Here is a 17,064-nt window from a genome sequence, read left to right on the forward strand (position 1 = left end):
CACGGTCCTCACTGGCCCGATCCTGACTGCACATCCGGAAGCTCAATGGTTGGTTCAAGGGGGCTTAATGAGTAGCGAAACTCCCGATCTGTGTAGAAGCGGTCTTCGACCTTTCGGTGGATGGCATTCAGTTCCGCTTGATCCTCCTTCGAGAGAGCCATGTTGATTTTAACGCCCGCTTCTTGCGCCCTGATCGCGACGTCCTGCCAGCGCTCCTTATCTTCGACCATCGGCCGCGATGTAATGCCGTGTTGCTCGGCTATTTTCCGGGTCGTTGCCATCGATAGGCGTTGAAGGATGTACTCACTCCGAAAGATGGCGTGGACCTGAACATCGACGCCCGACAGTTCGATGGCTGACAGAGCGCAGTCCAGCGCAATCATTTGGGCATTGACCCTTTGATCGCCGAACCAACCTGAAGCGAAGACGTCGTGCCCGAACCACTTGATGCAGATGCCGTAACACGCCTTCGAATTCCGTTTGAATACTGAGATGTAAACTCGCACTAGAGGCAGTGCTGTATGGCCGCCAGACATTTCCTTTTTCCAAAATTGATACCCCCTGAAAATACTTAGTAACGCAGATTCATTTTACGAGAGGCGCGGGCCAACTGATCTACTGTTGTTGCAGTTTTGCCAGTCGCGCCTCTATGAGCATGACCTGAGGTGCTGACCAGTGCGGTGCTCCTCTCGCAGTTGGTATGCCTCGTGCTGTGAGAGCACGGGCAATCTCCGTAGGTGTTGTAATCCCTTCGCTCCTGAGGGAGGCTAGAAGAGGGGCTAGGTCGTATGCTCGCCTGTCCGCGTTCGTGGATAGCGTCTCCTTGCTCAGTCTCCTCGCCCTCTTGGAGAAGCATCCTCCTCGATACCCGCCTAGACGTTGCCCTCTAGCCTTTGCTGCCGCCAGGGCTGCCTTCGTGCGGGCAGAGATCAGGCCGGCCTCTAGCTCTGCAACTGCCGCCATCTGCTGAAGCATGAAGCGTCCGGTGGGACCCTCTATGGCGGGGAGGTCAGCGAAGCGCACGTCCACCCCCGCTTCTAGTAGCCGCAATAGGAAGCCCACTGACCTCGTGAGGCGATCAACCTTGGCCACCACGAGAGCTGCCTTGTGAACCCTCGCAGCGGTGAGGGCTTGGTCCAGTGCTGGCCTATCGTCGCGTCGACCGCTTTCGATTTCGGTGAACTCCCCGACCACGGCCACACGGTCGTCGCCAAGGTAGTTCGCGACGGCCGCCTTCTGTGCATCCAGCCCTAGACCCGAGCGCCCCTGCCGCGTCGTTGACACCCTGTAGTACAAGACAAACCTGCGTTTCATGCTTCCGCTCCCGCTTGACCGGCCCAAAAAGAATTGGACGACCGGCGTAGTCCTTCTATTTTTTTCGGGAATCGCGGCGCAAGAGGGAGCGCGTGAGTCAAAACGACTCAGATAGCGAGCGGAAATGAAGCGTTCTTGTGGGTGCGATGATGCACGGTGCTCTCGCGATGTCTTGAACGTGGTGCTGAACGGCTGCTCAGAAATCGGAGAGAGGCCACGGGGGTAAGTCGGCAGCCGCCGCCACGAGGTGGCGTCTCACGTGTGCTACCCTTGACGAATAGTCGCCAGTGTCTGCTTCCTATTTTAGTTATCAGTTCGGCTTTCTCAACACGCTCTTCTTCCTCATGGGGCTGGAGGTGGAGCGTGCGACAAAGCGGTTGAACGGGTGAGATCAGGCGTCAAAGAAATTGATAATGAATGTTGCGGTGCTTGCTAGTTTTGCGAGCACGGCAGTAACCGGCTTCTTTGCCACAAAGCCTGGTTCGTCGATTGCCACATAGAACCTTGTGTGGATTGAGGGAGTAGGCACGCCTTTGCGCAACAGTCCTAGTACCGTCTCTTCGCCGACTTGAATCGACCCTTCGCCACCGAGCGGAGTAAAGTCGCCTTCGGCCAGCGTGCCGGTCATCCACATATGGATAGGATTGAGCCGGACATTCAACAATCGGCGATGCTTCCGCATGTTGTCGAGACGATGCAACATCCACAGCATCTCGTTGCCGCCTTGATAGGGCTTCAGGTCTTGGAATAGTCGTCGCCCCAGTGCGGGAAGACCTTGAATGAATACCTGGGCGTCTTTCCCCTTCTCGAATTTCTCTTTGCTTTCCATGATCGGAAAGTAGACCCGGTTTTCGGCTATGGGGATGCTGTGCCTCCGCACCAGCGTCGATGCGAGAATATCGAGGCTGCTGCGGATCGAATTTATATATGAGCCGACCTCAGCCTGAAACGAGAGCGGCAACAGTTCGTTCTCAATCGCGACGATCAGGTTCGTGTCTGGGAGTTCTTTGATTTCAATAGTGACTCCCCGTGCAAGCCATTCATCCATGCGTTTGGAGAGGTCAGGCAGTTGGCCCATTACCCAGTCGATGCAGGCCTGCGCTTCCAGGAGGTCAGGACGCATCTATACTCACGGCTCTTTGAGGGGCGAGCGCACCAAGCGATAGGCGAGCGCGATGACGAAAATCGTCACCGGCACGACTGCGAGCCACATGCCGACGAATCCGTTGGCCGAGAGCGACAGTCCGAACGCGCTGAAAACGAATTGGCCCAGCTCGGTCACGGAACCCTAGCCTCCGATCCTATCGGCCTCGCGCAGGCGCTGCCGACGTTCTTCGAGTCGCTGGTGTGCGAGGGGCTTGAGCCGTTCGATCAATGGCGAGAGGTCATGACCTTTGCGCCGCCGCGCGCCCTTGGGATGACGGTACTTGACCAAGAACCCTTTCTTGCGAAGCGAGGTCAGATACCGCTCGACCGTGCGCTCACCGACGCCCATGCGCCGCGCGATAGTCTTCGCGCTCGGAAACGGCAGGCGGTCCGGGGCGTACCAGTGCGCCAGAATATGCAGCGCCACGTTCAGCTCTTCACTGGTTAGGCCCAGTTCGCTCTGATGAAACAGCAGGACATCGGGCAGAGGTTGGTATCCGGCCGCCGCCACAACGCCGAAGCGGGCGGAAACGCGCCCGCGCTCGTAGTCGAGATCATCTGGCAGATCGGGAATGGCTTGTTCGTTCATGGACCACAACAAACCAGAAAATCGAGGGAAGGGGTACTCTGCTTCGCTTCAACGCAGGTTTCTGGCGGTAAATAGCAGTGATCCCCGGGTCCCAGGCGGGGAGGTGCCGAGCGAGTTCGATGTTGGGATGAGACGAATCTCTATTGCGTAGGCGAGATTTTTCTGGACTCTGTAGATCGTGTAATTTAGAGCAAATTACATCAAGCAATTGAAGCGCTATAGTGCGCCGCAGGAGAAGATAGATGTTGGACCAGACAAACAAGGAAGCTTCTACGGCAAAGGCTGCAAAGCGTCAAAAGTTCGTTGAGCTGGCCGAAAGTAGGACGGTTAACGCAATCAAGGCAATCCGTATAATCGGTAAGCTTGGCAACAAGAACGCTTACCAGTTCGACGATTCGGACGTTCAAAAGATCGTCCGGGCGCTCAATAGAGAGGTCGATGCGCTCAAGTCGCGCATGTCCTCGACCGGCGGCAAAGAGTCGGTGGACTTTAAGTTGGATTGATATCTCAAAGGGTTGGGGGAGGGCATGGGAATGACGAATGGCCAGATCAGGGACTTGGGTATCGCGCTTCTTCACGCCGAGACCGAAGATGAGGTTATCGAGCTGCTGAAGGAGCAGGGGTACTGGGACAAGCCCGAGCTCTGGCGCCACTACGGCGACCTGGAAAACAACTGGGGACAGGGTGGCAACCAGCAGAGCCTTGCCGAGGCCGCTCTGGTCGAGAAGATCGTTAATTCCGTGGATGCCCGCCTCATCAACGAGTGCCTGGAGCACGGTATCGACCCGAAGGGTTCGGATGCCCCCAAGACCATCCGGGAGGCCGTCTCGCGCTTCTTTGAGGGCGGTACCGGCAAGAAGCTGGCTACCGGAGGCATGATCGAGGAGTGGTCGGACGAGAAAATCCGCGAGGTCGCGCAGGGCATCACCCTGTGCGGCACCGGCACGCGCCCGGTCATGAATCTGACGATCGCGGACTGCGGCGAGGGCCAAACGCCCCGCAAGATTCCACTCACCATCATGTCGCTCAGCAAGAGCAACAAGATGTACATTCCCTTCGTGCAGGGCCAGTTCAATCAGGGCGGCACCGGGGCGCTGCGGTTCTGCGGCAAGCAAAACATGCAGTTTGTCATCAGCCGCCGTAACCCGAAACTCCTGGGCTCCGACCCGGACGAGGGCGATAAGAACTGGGGCTTCACCGTGGTTCGGCGCGAGCGTCCGGAGGGCGGGCGCAAGAACTCGATCCTGTCCTATCTGGCGCCGGTCGGCGTCGGCACCGAGCACCCGGAGCGGAAGGGCGAGATCCTGTCGTTCTCCGCCCCGACCATGAAGATTTTCCCCGACAAGGAGAGCCCCTACGGCCGCGAGGCCACCTACGGCACCGCGATCAAGCTGTATGACTACAAGTATCTGGGCGAGCGCTCCAATATCATCAGGGGCCGCAGCATCCTGAGCCGCCTGGATCTGTTGCTGCCGGAAATCGCGCTCCCGATCCGGCTCTATGAGTTCCGCAAGAACGCGCAGGGCAAGTATCTCGACCCGGGCAGCCGTGAGACTTCTTTGAGCGGCCTGCGCCGCCGCCTCAACAACACGACCAACGTGGAGGACGGCTTCCCGATCCGCATCCCTTTCTCGCCGGCCGGGGAACCGCTGTTCGCCACGGTCTACGCCTTCAAGCAGGCGGGCTCGACCCGCGATGATGACGACGAGGACGAGGGCGAGACGAAAAAGAAGAAGCTCGGCGGGTTGACGCGCTACCGCAAGCGCGAGGGCGTGCTGTTCGTCCGCAACGGTCAGACGCAGGGCACGCTGCCGAAGGATTTTTTCCGTCGCGACTCCATGAAGCTGAAGACCATCGCCGACGACCTCATGGTGTTTGTCGAGTGCGACGAGATGGGCGACGAGAATCGCGAGGACCTGTTCATGCCATCGCGTGATCGCCTCACCGAGAACGACTTCAAGGTGGAGCTGATCGACGTGCTCGAACAGACCCTGAAGAACGACGAGACGCTCCGGCAACTGCGTAACAAGCGCCAGAAGGAGCTGATGTCGGACAAGCTGAAGGACGATAAGCCGCTCGCCGACAAGCTCCAGAATTTGATCAAGAGCTCGCCGAATCTGACGGCCCTTCTTCAGCTCGGGCAGCGGATCACGGCACCGTTCAACGCCAACCCGACCGGGACGCAGGAGGAGAAGCCGTTCAAGGGCGAGGTGTACCCGACCTTCTTCAAGGTCAAGGGCACCTCATATGGCGAGCCGCACAAGCGCGAATGCCCGATCAACTATCGTATGCGCTTGACGTTCGAGACCGATGCTCGCGACGACTACTTCAGCCGCCGCATCGAGGGCGGTAAGTTCTCGATCCTGTGGATCGACAAGACCGGCAAGGAGCACAAGGTTTCCATCGTTGGCCCGAATCTCCGCAGCGGATCGGCCAGCGTCATGGTGACGTTGCCCGAGGGCGTCGATGTTGGCGACGTGCTTTCGATGGTCGCCGTCACCGAGGACTCGCGCGCGACCTTCAAGAACAAGATCGAGGTCACCGTGCGCCCCTGGGCAGAGCACAACAAGGGTGGCGGCACGAAGAAGAAGGACAAGAAGCCGGACACCAGGCAAGGCGACGAGCGGGAGCGTCCGCGTCAGCTCAGCACGCCGAAGATGGACCCGGTGTACCGCGACCGCTGGGAAAAGTTCGGCTTTGACGAGTACACGGCGATGCGGATGGATACCGAGTATGACGATGCCGAGAACGAAATCCCGGTGTTCCGCATCAATATGGACAACACGCCGCTCCTGAATGAGATCAAGCAGCGCCGCCTCGACGACGAGAACGCCCGGAATCAGTTCATGTACGGCAACGTGTTGGTGGGGCTGGCGCTGTTGCTTCAGGACAAGGATAAGGGCGAGCAGTCGCCGGATGCGCAGCAGGAGAAGGTTGAGGACCGTATCGACTCGACGTGCCGCGCGTTCGCGCCTTTCATGCTTTCGCTGACGACGCTCGGACAGGAAGACTTATCCGATGGGGAGCAGATTGATGGGCTCGAAGCTGCGACGGGATAAGCTTCTGGTGGAGCAACACGACTTCTTTGCTCCCCGGCGTCGCGCCGCGCTGTTCACTATACCAACGACGGCTTGGCACTTCGCGCCATAGACGCCCATCGCCTTGGCCCCTGAGGTCCGAAAGAAACACTTCTTTCAGTCCCGCTTGCTCCATTGCTTCGAGATATTTCGGGAGCTGCCAATGCGCTTCCGAGAAAGCCAGCATTTGCACGAATACCGTCTTCCTGTTGGCGATGGCCGCGACCGACGACATCGTTGCTTTGATATTGGCGAAATAGGTAGCGAGTTCAGGATATTTTCGGTCTCCCATCGTGTAGTAGCTGCCGCCGGCGCCATCGAGTTTGTTGGCAATCATGAACGGCAGCGGGGCTTCCTTGCCGCCATCCACTTGCCAGCGGTGGTAGAGGACGTGCACGCCCGGATACGGTGGTGACGTTACGACGAGGCGCGGCGCCCGGATACTGGAGAGCGATGGGTCGTGTTGGAGACCCGCGGCGTTTCGGCGAAGCATCGTGATCGACTGGCGGCCATTCTTTTTCACGGCAGCACGGAGTTCACGAGCGCCGCGCAACATCTCTTCCGCGTATTCCATGAGCGAGATGCGGAAGTCGTCGACTGGGGGTGGTTGTTTGCGACCGTCGAGCGCCCACTGAGCTGTGCGGAGCACCACACAGCGACCGAAGGCGACCATACGGGGCTTCTGCAGCTTCACCGCAGACGCGAGAGCTTGATCAATCGCTTTACGCAGCCGCCACCGGGACGGATCATCGAGGTGCTTGTAGTAGCCGAGGGCTTCGTAGTCCTCGAACGTCACCGATGGCCGGTGTATGTCAACGCGCTGAGCAAGCTTGTTGGCCCAGCGATGCAGCGTGTCCAGTTCGGCTTCGGACAGTATCGTACATTTCACCGATGCGACAAATTCAGCCAGCGTGCTGATGTCCACGCCAACGCCCTCGCGGCCGGCGGCGAGCGCTTCAACCATCGTCGTGCCACCGCCAACGTGAGGGTCCATGACCACGTCGCCTGGCTTGGTAAAAGTCTGGATCGCCGCTCTGGCGAAGATGGGGGAGAATCGGGCGGGATACTTGTAATAGCCATGCGTCAGGCCACGCACAGGCGAAGCGTCACGTGCTGCATTGATCAGCGCGGCTTGTGCCTCGCTCGACAGGTCGAGATAGGAGCGTTTGCCCGATTCATGCATCGGTAACCATAAACAGCTTTTTTGGTTAACACAGGCTTACCAAGACGTCCTATGGTGTGGGGTCGGCGGAGTGCATGTCCGGCCGAAGCCCAATTGGGCACGTCGCATTACTGTGTAACAACTTGTCTGGTCAGAAAATTTTCATTAATAAATTCAAATAGATCTACATTTGCCTACGCAATCCTTTCCTGGGCACCATCTTTTCCCTTTGAATGCTCCCTCAAAGACGGAGAGCCGAGGTCCGCGGGCGATCGGCCCATCGGCGGCTTCTGCGCAACAATATTGCGAAAATCGATCCAGAAACCTCGATCCAAGAATCGTTGAGGACCGTCCCTTATTTTCTGGCATGCTGTACTTGTTCCGATCTCCTTAGAAGGAGCTGTTCGTGACGGGGGGCCGAATAGAACGAACTGCACGATCTTTCGGCTTTGGGCCGTTTCTCCTTCTTCCCGAACGCCAATTGCTGCTCAACGGCGAAGTACCAGTCCGGATCGGGGGCCGCGCGCTAGACATCTTGACGGCACTGGTCGAGCGGCCCGGCGAAATCGTGAGCAAGCAGGAGCTGTTCGCGCGTGTCTGGCCGAACACAATTGTCGAAGAAGCAAATCTCAAGGTCAACATGAATGCCCTGCGACGGGCACTCGGCGATGGGCCCGAGTCGGCCAAGTACATCGCGACTGTAACCGGGCGTGGCTATCGATTCATCGCGCAGGTCCATGCAGCCGAAGAAGGGATCTCGGCTGGAGCGGCAACGGGCGGTCAAGGTCTCCCGACGGCAACAGCGCGCATCTTCGGCAGGACGGCTGTCATTGATGCAATTCTGCACGATATGAATGCATCGAAGATCGTATCGATTGTGGGGACCGGCGGTGTCGGCAAAACGACGGTCGCTGTAGCGGCAGCTCACGAGGCGGCTCGTCGGCGCGCCCACGGCGCTACGTTCGTGGACCTTGCGAAAATCAGCGACCCGCAGTTCGTGCCTGCGGCGATCGCCTACGCGCTCGGGCTTGGCGTAACGGGCGGGGACCCGCTGTCGAGCGTCCTGCATGCTTTGAAGCTGCAGCAAAAGGTCCTCCTGTTCGACAATTGCGAGCACCTACTTCCTTCCGTAGCTACTGCAGTTGATCGGCTTGCGCGCCACCTCGATGGTGTGCGCATTCTCACAACGAGTCGCGAGCCCCTCGGGCTGAGCGGCGCGGAGCGGATACATCGAATCCGCGGACTAGAATGCGATCCCAGCGAAAGTCCCGCGGCGGACGAGGCTTGCAAGTTTCCCGCGGTCGAGTTGTTTGCCACGCGCGCAACCGAGCGGTCGGGATATCGGCTAACTGATGCCGACGCCCCGGCGGTGGCGGAAATCTGCCGTCGACTTGATGGCAACGCGCTTGCCATCGAGCTCGCCGCAACACAAACGGCCGCCTTCTCGCCGGCACGCATCCTGCAGATGCTGGACGAAAGTTTCCGCCTCCTCAATCTCGGCCCACCTGGCGCGCCTCAGAGACAGCAGTCGCTCCTGGCGACACTCGACTGGAGCTACAGCCTCCTTTCCGAGCATGAGGCCGCATTGCTGTGTGAAATCTCCGTGTTCGCGGGGGTCTTTAGTGTCGATGGGGCAGCCGCCGTGTCGAACGGAAGGCGCGCTGGGGCAATGGATACACTCGCCAAGCTTGCCGCGAAGTCGCTGCTGGCGATGGATACGAATGCCGACCTGGTCACCTACCGCCTCTTGGAAACAACACGCGCATATTGCGCGGAGCGCCTGCGGGTCAGCGGTGAGGATCAGGCGGTCCGCAGCCGTCATGCGGAATATGTATGTGCGGTGCTGGAGCAGGCAGCAAGCGAGTGGTCGCAGCGTCCAGCCCACGAATGGGGCGCCGCCTACCGCCACGTTGTCGACGATCTGCGTGTTGCGCTGGCCTGGGTCGGTCGGGACGAGGCAAATCGGTCGCTGCGAATTCGACTGACCGTCGCAGGCCTTCTGCTCTGGAATCATTTTTCGCTGATCCAGGAATGCCACGTCCATGTTTCACGGGCGGTCGAGGAACTCGATGCCGCGGGACTCGCCGGGACGGCATTCGAGATGAAGTTCAAGCTGTGGCTCGGCGCCTCGACGATGATCACGCGTGGCCTGAAGCCCGCGGCCATGGCTGCCTTGCGACGAGCATCGGAGATCGCCAATCGGATTGGCGACACCGACTATCGTCATCGTTGCCTGATGTTGATTGCGGCATTTGAACTCTTTACGGGTGAGTACGACTCTGGAATACGCACAATCAAGACATTCGCCTCGGTAGCCGCAGCCGATGATCCTTCGATCCTTCCCGAGGGCGAAGTTCACTTGGGCATAGCCGACCTTTTTCTCGGTCGTCTTCAAGACGCCCAGCAGCGGCTCGAAGCCCTCCAGCAGCGCGATATACGGTATTTCAACCGTTCGTATAGCGTTCGGTACTTGGCCGACATCGTCATTCTGTTGGAATGCGCGCTGTCTCAGGTACTGTGGTTGAGGGGCTTGCCGGACTCTGCCAGCCGTACGGCGGCCGCCGCCTTTGAGCGTGCCCGTCCGGGCCACCATCACCTCTCGCTCAATAACGCGCTCACATACTCATGTCCGGTTTTCTATTGGTGCGGGCGTTACGAGGAATGTGATCAATACGTCGAATTGCTCGCCGAACATGTCGAGAGGCAGGGACTAACCACGAGACGGCCGATTGCCAGTTTCTATCGCGCTGCTCTAGCGTACGAGAAAGGCGGCGCTTCGTCGGACACGATTGATTCCCTTAAGGGAGCGATCGAGGAGTTCCGCAATGTCAATTACCTCGTGCGGATTCCGTACTACCTCAGTGTTCTGGCAGATGCGCTTGCCCGTGGTGGACGGCTCGGCGAAGCCGAATCAATAATCCTGACCGCAGTCAATACCGCCCGAGCGCGGAACGAAGGTTGGTGCCTTCCGGAAGTCATTCGCGTCCATGCGTCCATTCTCGAGGCCCAGGGTCGGACAAGTGAAGCTGAGGCAAGCCTCATGGAATCGATCGAGCTTGCCCGGGATATCGGTGCGTTGTCATGGCGTTTGCGCGCAGCGAATGATCTCGCGAAGCTCTGGTGCGCCCGGTCGCGAAGGGATGATGCCCGCAAGCTATTGCTGCCGATCTACGACGAATTTACCGAAGGTTTCCAGACGAGGGATCTACGCGTCGCAAGCGACCTGCTGGCTAGGCTTGCAAGCTCCGGAGATGGCAGAGCGGCTTGAAGACTGCATCGATCCGGCGTTCAGTTGCTCCTCACACCACGCTCCTCCCCGTCCGCTCCGCCACCGCCTTCTGCACATAATACATCATCACCAGCGTGACGATCGTCGTGGTCACGACGACGTAGCCGATCCGGTCGAAATGGAGCAGGGCGCCGTCCGCGCCTTGCGCGATGATCGCGCCGGCGAGCACCGAGCCGAGGCCGCCTGAGAGTTGCTGGAGCGAGGCGCTAACCGCGCTGAACGAGCCGCGCTGGCTGGGCTCGGGGATCGCCGACATCAGCGCCTGCGACGGGATCATGCGCGAGAAGATGCCGACGAACATCAGCACGTTGACCAGAATCGCGGTCGCGAGCGAGACGTGGCCGAGATGGGTGTAGATCAGCACCATGAGGACGGTCATGGCGCAGCCGAACACGAAGATCGGATATTTGCCGAAGGCGTCGCTGGCGCGGCCGACCAGCGGCCCGGTGACGATGCTGAACAGGCCGGAGACGAGATAGATCGTCGGCAGATGCGTGATGTCGATGCCGAGATTATGCACGGTGTAGGCGCTGGAGAACGGCATCAGCATGTAGCCGCCGGTCGCCAGCAGCGTCGTGACGGCGAAGGCCAGCGTGTAGCGCGGCTCACCGATCGTCGCGACCAGATGGTGGAACGGGTTTCTGTCCTGCGTCAGCTTCAGATGTGCGTCGACCGGCTCCATGACGAAGGCGATGATGGCGATCGTCACGATCGACAGCACGACGATCGCGATGAAGCAGACATGCCAGCTCCAGTGATTGGCGAGAAACAGGCCGGCGGGAATGCCGAGCACCTGACTTGCGGCGAACGCCGTCTGGATGATTCCCATCACGCGGCCGCGCATCTGCAGCGGAAACAGGTCGGTGATGATGGCGAGCACCACCGAGCCGATCACGCCGCCGAACAACCCGGTCACGATCCGGCCGATCAGCAGCACATGGTAGTTCGGCGCCACCGCGCACAGCAGCGTGCCCAGCGTGAAGCCGACATAGAAGAACAGCAAGAGGCGCTTGCGATCGAAACGATCGGCAAAGCCGGCGGCGAGGATGCCGGATAGTCCCGCGCTGAAGGCATAGGCCGACACCGCAACGCCGAACTGCCCCGCCGTGATGTTGAGCGACGGCATCAGGATGGCGCCGAGCGGCGACATGATGATGAAATCGAGGATGATCGTGAACTGCGTCAGCGCCAGCAGAGCAATGAGAAGGGCCTGGTAGCGCGAGAATCCGCGCGGGCGCTGGTCGTCGATGGGCGCAGCGAGCGTTTGTTCGGTCATGGCACCTGATTCGGGGTGGGGCCCCCGGGGAGAGGGAAACTGGCAGATAGGGTGGGCCGGGATGATGTCCACGGCGCACAAGGCAAAAGTTCTGCCGGAATAGGAAGCTCGCGCCGGATTGTGGGATCCGGGCAACAGCGCCTGGGGCGGAAGCCGTCCCCACCTCTCCAACCGAATTAAGCCGCCTTTAGCGAATGTTCCCATAGGGTTGGCCGTCCATTTCCTGCTCCCCGGCCGAATTGCCGGTCATGTCGCGGCAAGTCAGAGCGTTTTCCGATGGAGCAGCGTGCCTCCCAGTATGATCCTGGCGTGAACGAGCCGTCGGCGGCCCGGACCCTCGTCATCGACCTCGAAGGCGCCCTGTTGCGGTCCGAGCTGCTGTTGGAGGCGCTGTTCTCCAGCCCCGGCCGCATGCTGGCGCGCTTCGGCGCGGGCGGACGGGCCGGGATGGCGGCGCTCACGAAGATCCTGGCGCGGGCGGAGATCGATTACGCCCATCTGCCCTATGATTCCGATGTGATGAACCGGGCGCTGGCGGCACGGGCGCGCGGCGAGAAGATCTATCTCGTCGCGGATCGGCTCGCCGCTCACGCTGCGGCGATCGCAGCGCATCTCGGCTTCGATGGCATCGTCACGTCGGCCGATCTCGCCGCGGGCAGCGTGCCGTTCGATCGTACCTCCATTGCGCGCATCGAAAATCGCGGGGTTCGCAGAGCTGACCTCGCCACCTGGGTGAAGGCGCTGCGGATCCATCAATACGCCAAGAACACGCTGGTGTTCGTGCCCGCGCTCACGGCGCATCAGATGAGCCTTTCGGCGCTGGGCTACGCGCTGCTCGCGTTCCTGGCGTTCTCGGCCTGCGCCTCGGGCGCCTATCTGATGAACGATCTGCTCGATCTCGCCGCCGACCGGCAGCATCCGACCAAGCGCCACCGCGCGCTCGCGGCCGGCGACTTGCCGATCTCGTCGGCGCTGTCGGCCGTTCCCGCATTGTGGCTGTTCGCGCTCGCCGCCAGCCTCTGCATCTCGCCGCTGTTCCTCGGCGTGCTCGGCCTCTACCTCGTCACCACGATCGCCTATTCGCTCGCACTCAAGCGCAAGATGCTGGTCGACATCGTCACGCTCGCCGGCCTCTACACGCTTCGCATCGTCGCCGGCGCCGTCGGTGTCGGCGTGGTGCTGTCGGAATGGCTGTTGATCTTCTCGCTGTTCGTGTTCACCTCGCTCGCCCTGATCAAGCGCTTCAGCGAGCTCAGCATGCGCGAGAGCGCGGGCCTCGCCGATCCCGCCAACCGCGACTATCGCGTTACCGACCTTAACGTCATCGCCGCGATGGCGGCGGCGAGCGCCATGAACGCGGTGACCGTGTTCTCGCTCTACGTCTCGTCCTCGGCGGTGACGCCGCTCTACAGCCGCCCCTGGATGCTGTGGCTGCTCACGCCGCTGCTGCTGTACTGGTTCGGCCGTGCCCTCATGATGGCGCATCGCCGCGAGATGCCGGACGATCCGATCTTGTACGCTTTCCGGGACGGTCCCAGCCGCATCGCCGTCGCGGCGATGATCTGCATCATGCTCGCCGCGATCTGACCGGCCCGCAAGGTCACGGCCGCCGCTTGCGTGACCTGCTGCGACTGGCTACATCGCGATCCATTCGACTAGCCTATGATATCGACGCACCGATTCGACCCGAGGTTTTCATGACCGTACGCCTGCACCGCGGCGACCTGCCCGACCTGTCCCGCTACACCGGAGCGGTGGCGATCGACACCGAGACCATGGGGCTGAACCCGCACCGCGACCGGCTCTGCGTGGTGCAGCTCTCGCCCGGCGACGGCAGCGCCGACGTGGTGCAGATCCCCAAGGGCCACACCGACGCGCCGAACCTGAAGGCGCTGCTCGCCAATCCCGCGGTCACGAAGATCTTCCATTTCGCGCGGTTCGACGTCGCGGTGCTGTACCAGACCTTCGGCGTCATGACCGGGCCGATTTATTGCACCAAGATTGCCTCCCGCCTGACCCGCACCTACACCGACCGCCACGGCCTCAAGGACCTCGTCCGCGAGGTGCTCAACATCGACCTCTCCAAGCAGCAGCAGTCCAGCGACTGGGGTTCCGACAGCCTGACCGAGCCGCAGCTCGCCTATGCCGCCTCCGACGTGCTGCATCTGCATGCCTTGCGCGAGCGGCTGGATGCCATGCTGGTGCGGGAAGGCCGCAGCCAGCTGGCGCAGGCCTGTTTCGACTTCCTGCCGACCCGCGCCCTGCTCGACCTCCAGGGCTGGGCGGAAGAGGACATTTTCGCGCATTCCTGAACGCCCGGCGCGGCGATTGGCCGGGCCTTGCCGCCCCGTTTCGGACACTTTCGTAACGGCCTGTCGCCGGCTGCATATTTGGGCGGCGCCGGATAGAATGGGGTGCCCCCTCGACCGACAAGGCGAGCTCCTCGTCAGGAGCCAGGCAAGCAGGAACCCAGGTGAATTCGGCCCAGAATCCCACCTACGACGCCGCGCTTGCGGCGAAGTTCGCCAGCGCGGCGCGCCACAGCCGCCTGGTGCGGATTCTGCGCATCGCGGTGCCGGGTGCGGTGCTGCTGTCCATGGCCGCCATCGTCGGCGTCTCGATCTTCAATCCGTTCCGCATGCTGATACCGAAGCTGCCGGTCGATAGCGGAAATCTGGTGGTGTCGGGCACCAAGATCACGATGGAATCACCGCACCTCGCCGGTTACACGCCCGATCAGCGGCCCTACGAGCTCTGGGCCAAGACCGCGACGCAGGACATCACCGATCCCGACCATGTCGATCTCAAGGACTTGCGCGCGAAGGTGTTGATGGAGGATCAATCGACCCTGTTCCTCGACGCCCGCACCGGCCGCTTCGACAACAAGCAGCAGCAGCTCGATCTGCGCAAGGACATCTTGCTGCGCACCTCGACCGGCTACGAGGCGCGGCTGAACTCGGCCTTCGTCGACATGGGCAAGGGCACGGTCTCCTCGGACGAGCGCGTCGACGTCAAGCTGACCAACGGCACGCTGAGCGCGGATCGCCTGCGAATTACCGAAGGCGGCGACGTCATCCGCTTCGAGGGCAATGTGGTGATGCATCTGGACAAGCTGGATGAGCCCGCCGCTGTTCAGCCTGCACCGCCCGAGCCTGCGCCGACGAAGACACGCACGCCTCCGAACAAATCTGCCAATTCGAAGTGATTTTCATGATGACCTGTTTTCCGCGTGACGCTGTTGTCAGCAAGGCCGCGCTCGCAATCGGCCTCGCCCTGCTCGTCACGGGTGCGGCGCTTGCGCAGAGCACGATGCAGGGCGTGCCCAATGCGATGCAGGGCTTTTCGCAGAACCGCGATCAGCCGATCCAGATCGAAGCCGCCTCGCTCGAGATGCGCGACAAGAAGAAGGAGGCGACCTTCGCCGGCAATGTGAAGGTCGTGCAGGGCGACACCACCATGACCTCGAAGACGCTGGTGGTGTTTTACGAATCGGGCGGCGGCGACAAGCCGGCCGCGCCGCAGCCCGCAGCGAAGGGCGCGAAATCGGCGCCGATGCAGTCGGCGCAGCCGGGTCCGGGCGGCAGCTCCTCGATCAAGCGGCTCGAGGCGCGCGGCAATGTCGTGGTCACCCAGAAAGACCAGGTCGTGACGGGCGAGACCGCCGTGTTCGACACCAGGACCAATCTCATCACCATGCTCGGTGGCGCGGGCGGCCAGGTGGTCCTGACCCAGTGCAAGAACGTGCTGCGCGGTGATCGTCTGATGGTCGACATGACCACCGGCGTGTCCCGCGTGGAATCCGACAACGGACGGGTGCAGGCATTGCTGCCGCAGGGCGGCAGCAATGATTGCGGCCAGGGCGCCAAACCCGGCGCGCCGCCGCCTCTGCAATTGCCGGGCGCAACTAAACAAAAGTGAATTCAACAACTTGGATCGGGTGCTCCCGATCCGAGGTTGAAGCTTGGCGGGCGAGCCTGTATCTAGCGCGCAGGGCTTTTGAAGCGGGGTCTGCCGCTTTTCGGGCGTGTTTCACTGGGCATGAGACATCCCTTCATTCATGGTGCGCCGGCGAATCGAGGCCGGCACGGCAGATCGCGTAATGATCGCGAAAGGCTAGAAGGCGGGGATGGTCGATCTCTTCAGCATGTTCCGTCGGCGCCCCGCCAAGCGCGGCCGGCCAGGATTTGCGCGTCAGGACATCACCGCGCTCGGTGACAGCGTCAACGGCCTTGTGCCCAGTCCGATCAGGGACGCCCCGCCGATTGCCCGCGACCAGCCGCGCGCGGCCGACCAGTTCCAGGGTGACTACGAGGCCGACTATCCGGCCGAGCCGCGCCCGCAGGCGGTTCATCCGGTCCGGACTGCCGCCAGGCCCAACGGTGCCGGCGGGCCGCAGCTGTTGAAGCGGCCCGGCTTCCTGGCTGTGCATAGCGTGGAAAAAGCCTTCGGTAGCCGGCAGGTGGTGCGCGGCGTCAGCATTTATGTGCGCCGCGGCGAAGCCGTCGGCCTGCTCGGCCCGAACGGCGCCGGCAAGACCACCGTGTTCTACATGATCACCGGCCTGATCAAGGCCGACCGCGGCGCCATCGAGCTCGACGGCCACGACGTCACCAAGCTGCCGATGTATCAGCGCGCGCGGCTCGGCATCGGCTATCTGCCGCAGGAGGCCTCGATCTTCCGCGGCCTCACCGTCGAGCAGAACATCCGCGCCGTGCTCGAAGTGGTCGAGCCCTCGCGCAAGAAGCGCGAGCAGCAGCTCGACTCGCTGCTCGACGAATTCAACATTACGCGCCTGCGGAAATCACCGTCGATCGCGCTGTCGGGCGGTGAGCGCCGCCGCGTCGAGATCGCGCGCGCACTGGCGACACGGCCGAACTACATGCTGCTCGACGAGCCCTTCGCCGGCATCGACCCGATCGCAGTGGGCGACATCCAGGATCTCGTCCGCCATCTCACCAATCGCGGCATCGGCGTGCTCATCACCGACCACAATGTCCGCGAGACGCTCGGCCTCACCGACCGTGCCTATATCGTCTATGCCGGGGAAATCTTGACCGAGGGAACTCCGGATGAGATCGTGGCTGATCCGGATGTGCGCCGCCTTTACCTTGGCGAGGAATTCCGCCTCTAGCCCGTTTTTGCGTTTCGTCAAGACGTGTACATCGGGCCCGGACTAGGATAAGCAAAAATCGGACCATTTTTGGGAACGGT

15 protein-coding genes are annotated in these 17,064 nt (G+C 61.4%); 8 read left to right on the plus strand and 7 right to left on the minus strand.

Annotated features, from left to right (window positions below; translation table 11 throughout):
- Positions 1–8 precede the first annotated feature (8 nt).
- The 5 genes from XI05_RS34910 to XI05_RS34930 form a co-directional block, all read right to left on the minus strand.
- Positions 9–536, minus strand: coding sequence for a hypothetical protein (locus XI05_RS34910; protein ID WP_271510345.1), 528 nt, complete (start codon positions 534–536; stop codon positions 9–11).
- Positions 537–615: 79 nt separating this feature from the next.
- Positions 616–1,314, minus strand: coding sequence for a recombinase family protein (locus XI05_RS34915; RefSeq protein WP_271510346.1), 699 nt, complete (start codon positions 1,312–1,314; stop codon positions 616–618).
- Positions 1,315–1,705: 391 nt separating this feature from the next.
- Entirely contained in the window at positions 1,706–2,437 is a 732-nt protein-coding gene (locus XI05_RS34920; RefSeq protein WP_271510347.1) for a hypothetical protein, read from the minus strand.
- A gap of 6 nt (positions 2,438–2,443) precedes the next feature.
- A complete protein-coding gene (locus XI05_RS34925) occupies positions 2,444–2,596 on the minus strand; it encodes a hypothetical protein (RefSeq protein ID WP_271510348.1) in 153 nt (50 codons plus the stop codon).
- A 6-nt stretch (positions 2,597–2,602) separates the two neighbouring features.
- The gene (locus tag XI05_RS34930; RefSeq protein WP_271510349.1) at positions 2,603–3,049 is read right to left on the minus strand and encodes a helix-turn-helix domain-containing protein; all 447 of its coding nucleotides are present in this window, start codon (positions 3,047–3,049) and stop codon (positions 2,603–2,605) included.
- A 242-nt stretch (positions 3,050–3,291) separates the two neighbouring features.
- Between XI05_RS34930 and XI05_RS34935 the strand changes: the two genes are divergently transcribed.
- On the plus strand, positions 3,292–3,552 hold the full coding sequence (locus XI05_RS34935) for a hypothetical protein (protein WP_271510350.1): 261 nt from the start codon (positions 3,292–3,294) through the stop codon (positions 3,550–3,552).
- A gap of 30 nt (positions 3,553–3,582) precedes the next feature.
- Complete coding sequence (locus tag XI05_RS34940) at positions 3,583–6,108, plus strand: hypothetical protein (protein WP_271510351.1); 2,526 nt, start codon at positions 3,583–3,585, stop codon at positions 6,106–6,108.
- Here the strand turns inward: XI05_RS34940 and XI05_RS34945 are convergent.
- Positions 6,026–7,309: a DNA methyltransferase gene (locus tag XI05_RS34945; RefSeq protein ID WP_271510352.1), complete on the minus strand. Its 1,284-nt coding sequence runs from the start codon at positions 7,307–7,309 to the stop codon at positions 6,026–6,028. The genes XI05_RS34940 and XI05_RS34945 overlap by 83 nt on opposite strands.
- A gap of 385 nt (positions 7,310–7,694) precedes the next feature.
- On the opposite strand from XI05_RS34945, the gene XI05_RS34950 reads away from it, so the two are divergent.
- On the plus strand, positions 7,695–10,556 hold the full coding sequence (locus tag XI05_RS34950) for an ATP-binding protein (protein WP_271510353.1): 2,862 nt from the start codon (positions 7,695–7,697) through the stop codon (positions 10,554–10,556).
- A gap of 31 nt (positions 10,557–10,587) precedes the next feature.
- Here XI05_RS34950 and XI05_RS34955 read toward each other — a convergent pair whose 3' ends face one another.
- Positions 10,588–11,853, minus strand: a complete 1,266-nt coding sequence (locus XI05_RS34955) for an MFS transporter (protein ID WP_271510354.1) — start codon at positions 11,851–11,853, stop codon at positions 10,588–10,590.
- Positions 11,854–12,162: 309 nt separating this feature from the next.
- On the opposite strand from XI05_RS34955, the gene XI05_RS34960 reads away from it, so the two are divergent.
- The 5 genes from XI05_RS34960 to lptB all read left to right on the plus strand — a co-directional run bounded on the left by XI05_RS34960 (position 12,163) and on the right by lptB (position 16,984).
- Positions 12,163–13,440 (plus strand): UbiA family prenyltransferase, encoded by a 1,278-nt coding sequence (locus XI05_RS34960; RefSeq protein WP_271510355.1) that lies wholly within the window; start codon positions 12,163–12,165, stop codon positions 13,438–13,440.
- 110 nt (positions 13,441–13,550) lie between these two features.
- Positions 13,551–14,165, plus strand: coding sequence for a ribonuclease D (locus XI05_RS34965; protein WP_260373487.1), 615 nt, complete (start codon positions 13,551–13,553; stop codon positions 14,163–14,165).
- A 161-nt stretch (positions 14,166–14,326) separates the two neighbouring features.
- Positions 14,327–15,058, plus strand: coding sequence for an LPS export ABC transporter periplasmic protein LptC (lptC, locus tag XI05_RS34970; protein ID WP_271510356.1), 732 nt, complete (start codon positions 14,327–14,329; stop codon positions 15,056–15,058).
- A 5-nt stretch (positions 15,059–15,063) separates the two neighbouring features.
- Positions 15,064–15,771 carry an LptA/OstA family protein gene (locus XI05_RS34975; RefSeq protein WP_271510357.1) on the plus strand — a complete coding sequence of 236 codons (708 nt, stop codon included), beginning with the start codon at positions 15,064–15,066 and terminating at the stop codon, positions 15,769–15,771.
- Positions 15,772–15,979: 208 nt separating this feature from the next.
- A complete protein-coding gene (lptB, locus tag XI05_RS34980) occupies positions 15,980–16,984 on the plus strand; it encodes an LPS export ABC transporter ATP-binding protein (RefSeq protein ID WP_271510358.1) in 1,005 nt (334 codons plus the stop codon).
- The last annotated feature ends 80 nt before the right edge of the window (positions 16,985–17,064 follow it).

It is taken from the genome of Bradyrhizobium sp. CCBAU 11357 (assembly GCF_028128865.1).
GTDB lineage: Bacteria > Pseudomonadota > Alphaproteobacteria > Rhizobiales > Xanthobacteraceae > Bradyrhizobium.

Coding starts and splice junctions, on each gene's coding strand:
- XI05_RS34955 (WP_271510354.1), bottom strand. CDS start 11,853: ATGACCGAACAAACGCTCGCTGCGCCCATCGACGACCAGCGCCCGCGC.
- XI05_RS34915 (WP_271510346.1), bottom strand. CDS start 1,314: ATGAAACGCAGGTTTGTCTTGTACTACAGGGTGTCAACGACGCGGCAG.
- XI05_RS34965 (WP_260373487.1), top strand. CDS start 13,551: ATGACCGTACGCCTGCACCGCGGCGACCTGCCCGACCTGTCCCGCTAC.
- XI05_RS34920 (WP_271510347.1), bottom strand. CDS start 2,437: ATGCGTCCTGACCTCCTGGAAGCGCAGGCCTGCATCGACTGGGTAATG.
- XI05_RS34940 (WP_271510351.1), top strand. CDS start 3,583: ATGACGAATGGCCAGATCAGGGACTTGGGTATCGCGCTTCTTCACGCC.
- XI05_RS34945 (WP_271510352.1), bottom strand. CDS start 7,309: ATGCATGAATCGGGCAAACGCTCCTATCTCGACCTGTCGAGCGAGGCA.
- XI05_RS34930 (WP_271510349.1), bottom strand. CDS start 3,049: ATGAACGAACAAGCCATTCCCGATCTGCCAGATGATCTCGACTACGAG.
- lptB (WP_271510358.1), top strand. CDS start 15,980: ATGGTCGATCTCTTCAGCATGTTCCGTCGGCGCCCCGCCAAGCGCGGC.
- XI05_RS34935 (WP_271510350.1), top strand. CDS start 3,292: ATGTTGGACCAGACAAACAAGGAAGCTTCTACGGCAAAGGCTGCAAAG.
- XI05_RS34910 (WP_271510345.1), bottom strand. CDS start 536: ATGTCTGGCGGCCATACAGCACTGCCTCTAGTGCGAGTTTACATCTCA.
- XI05_RS34975 (WP_271510357.1), top strand. CDS start 15,064: ATGATGACCTGTTTTCCGCGTGACGCTGTTGTCAGCAAGGCCGCGCTC.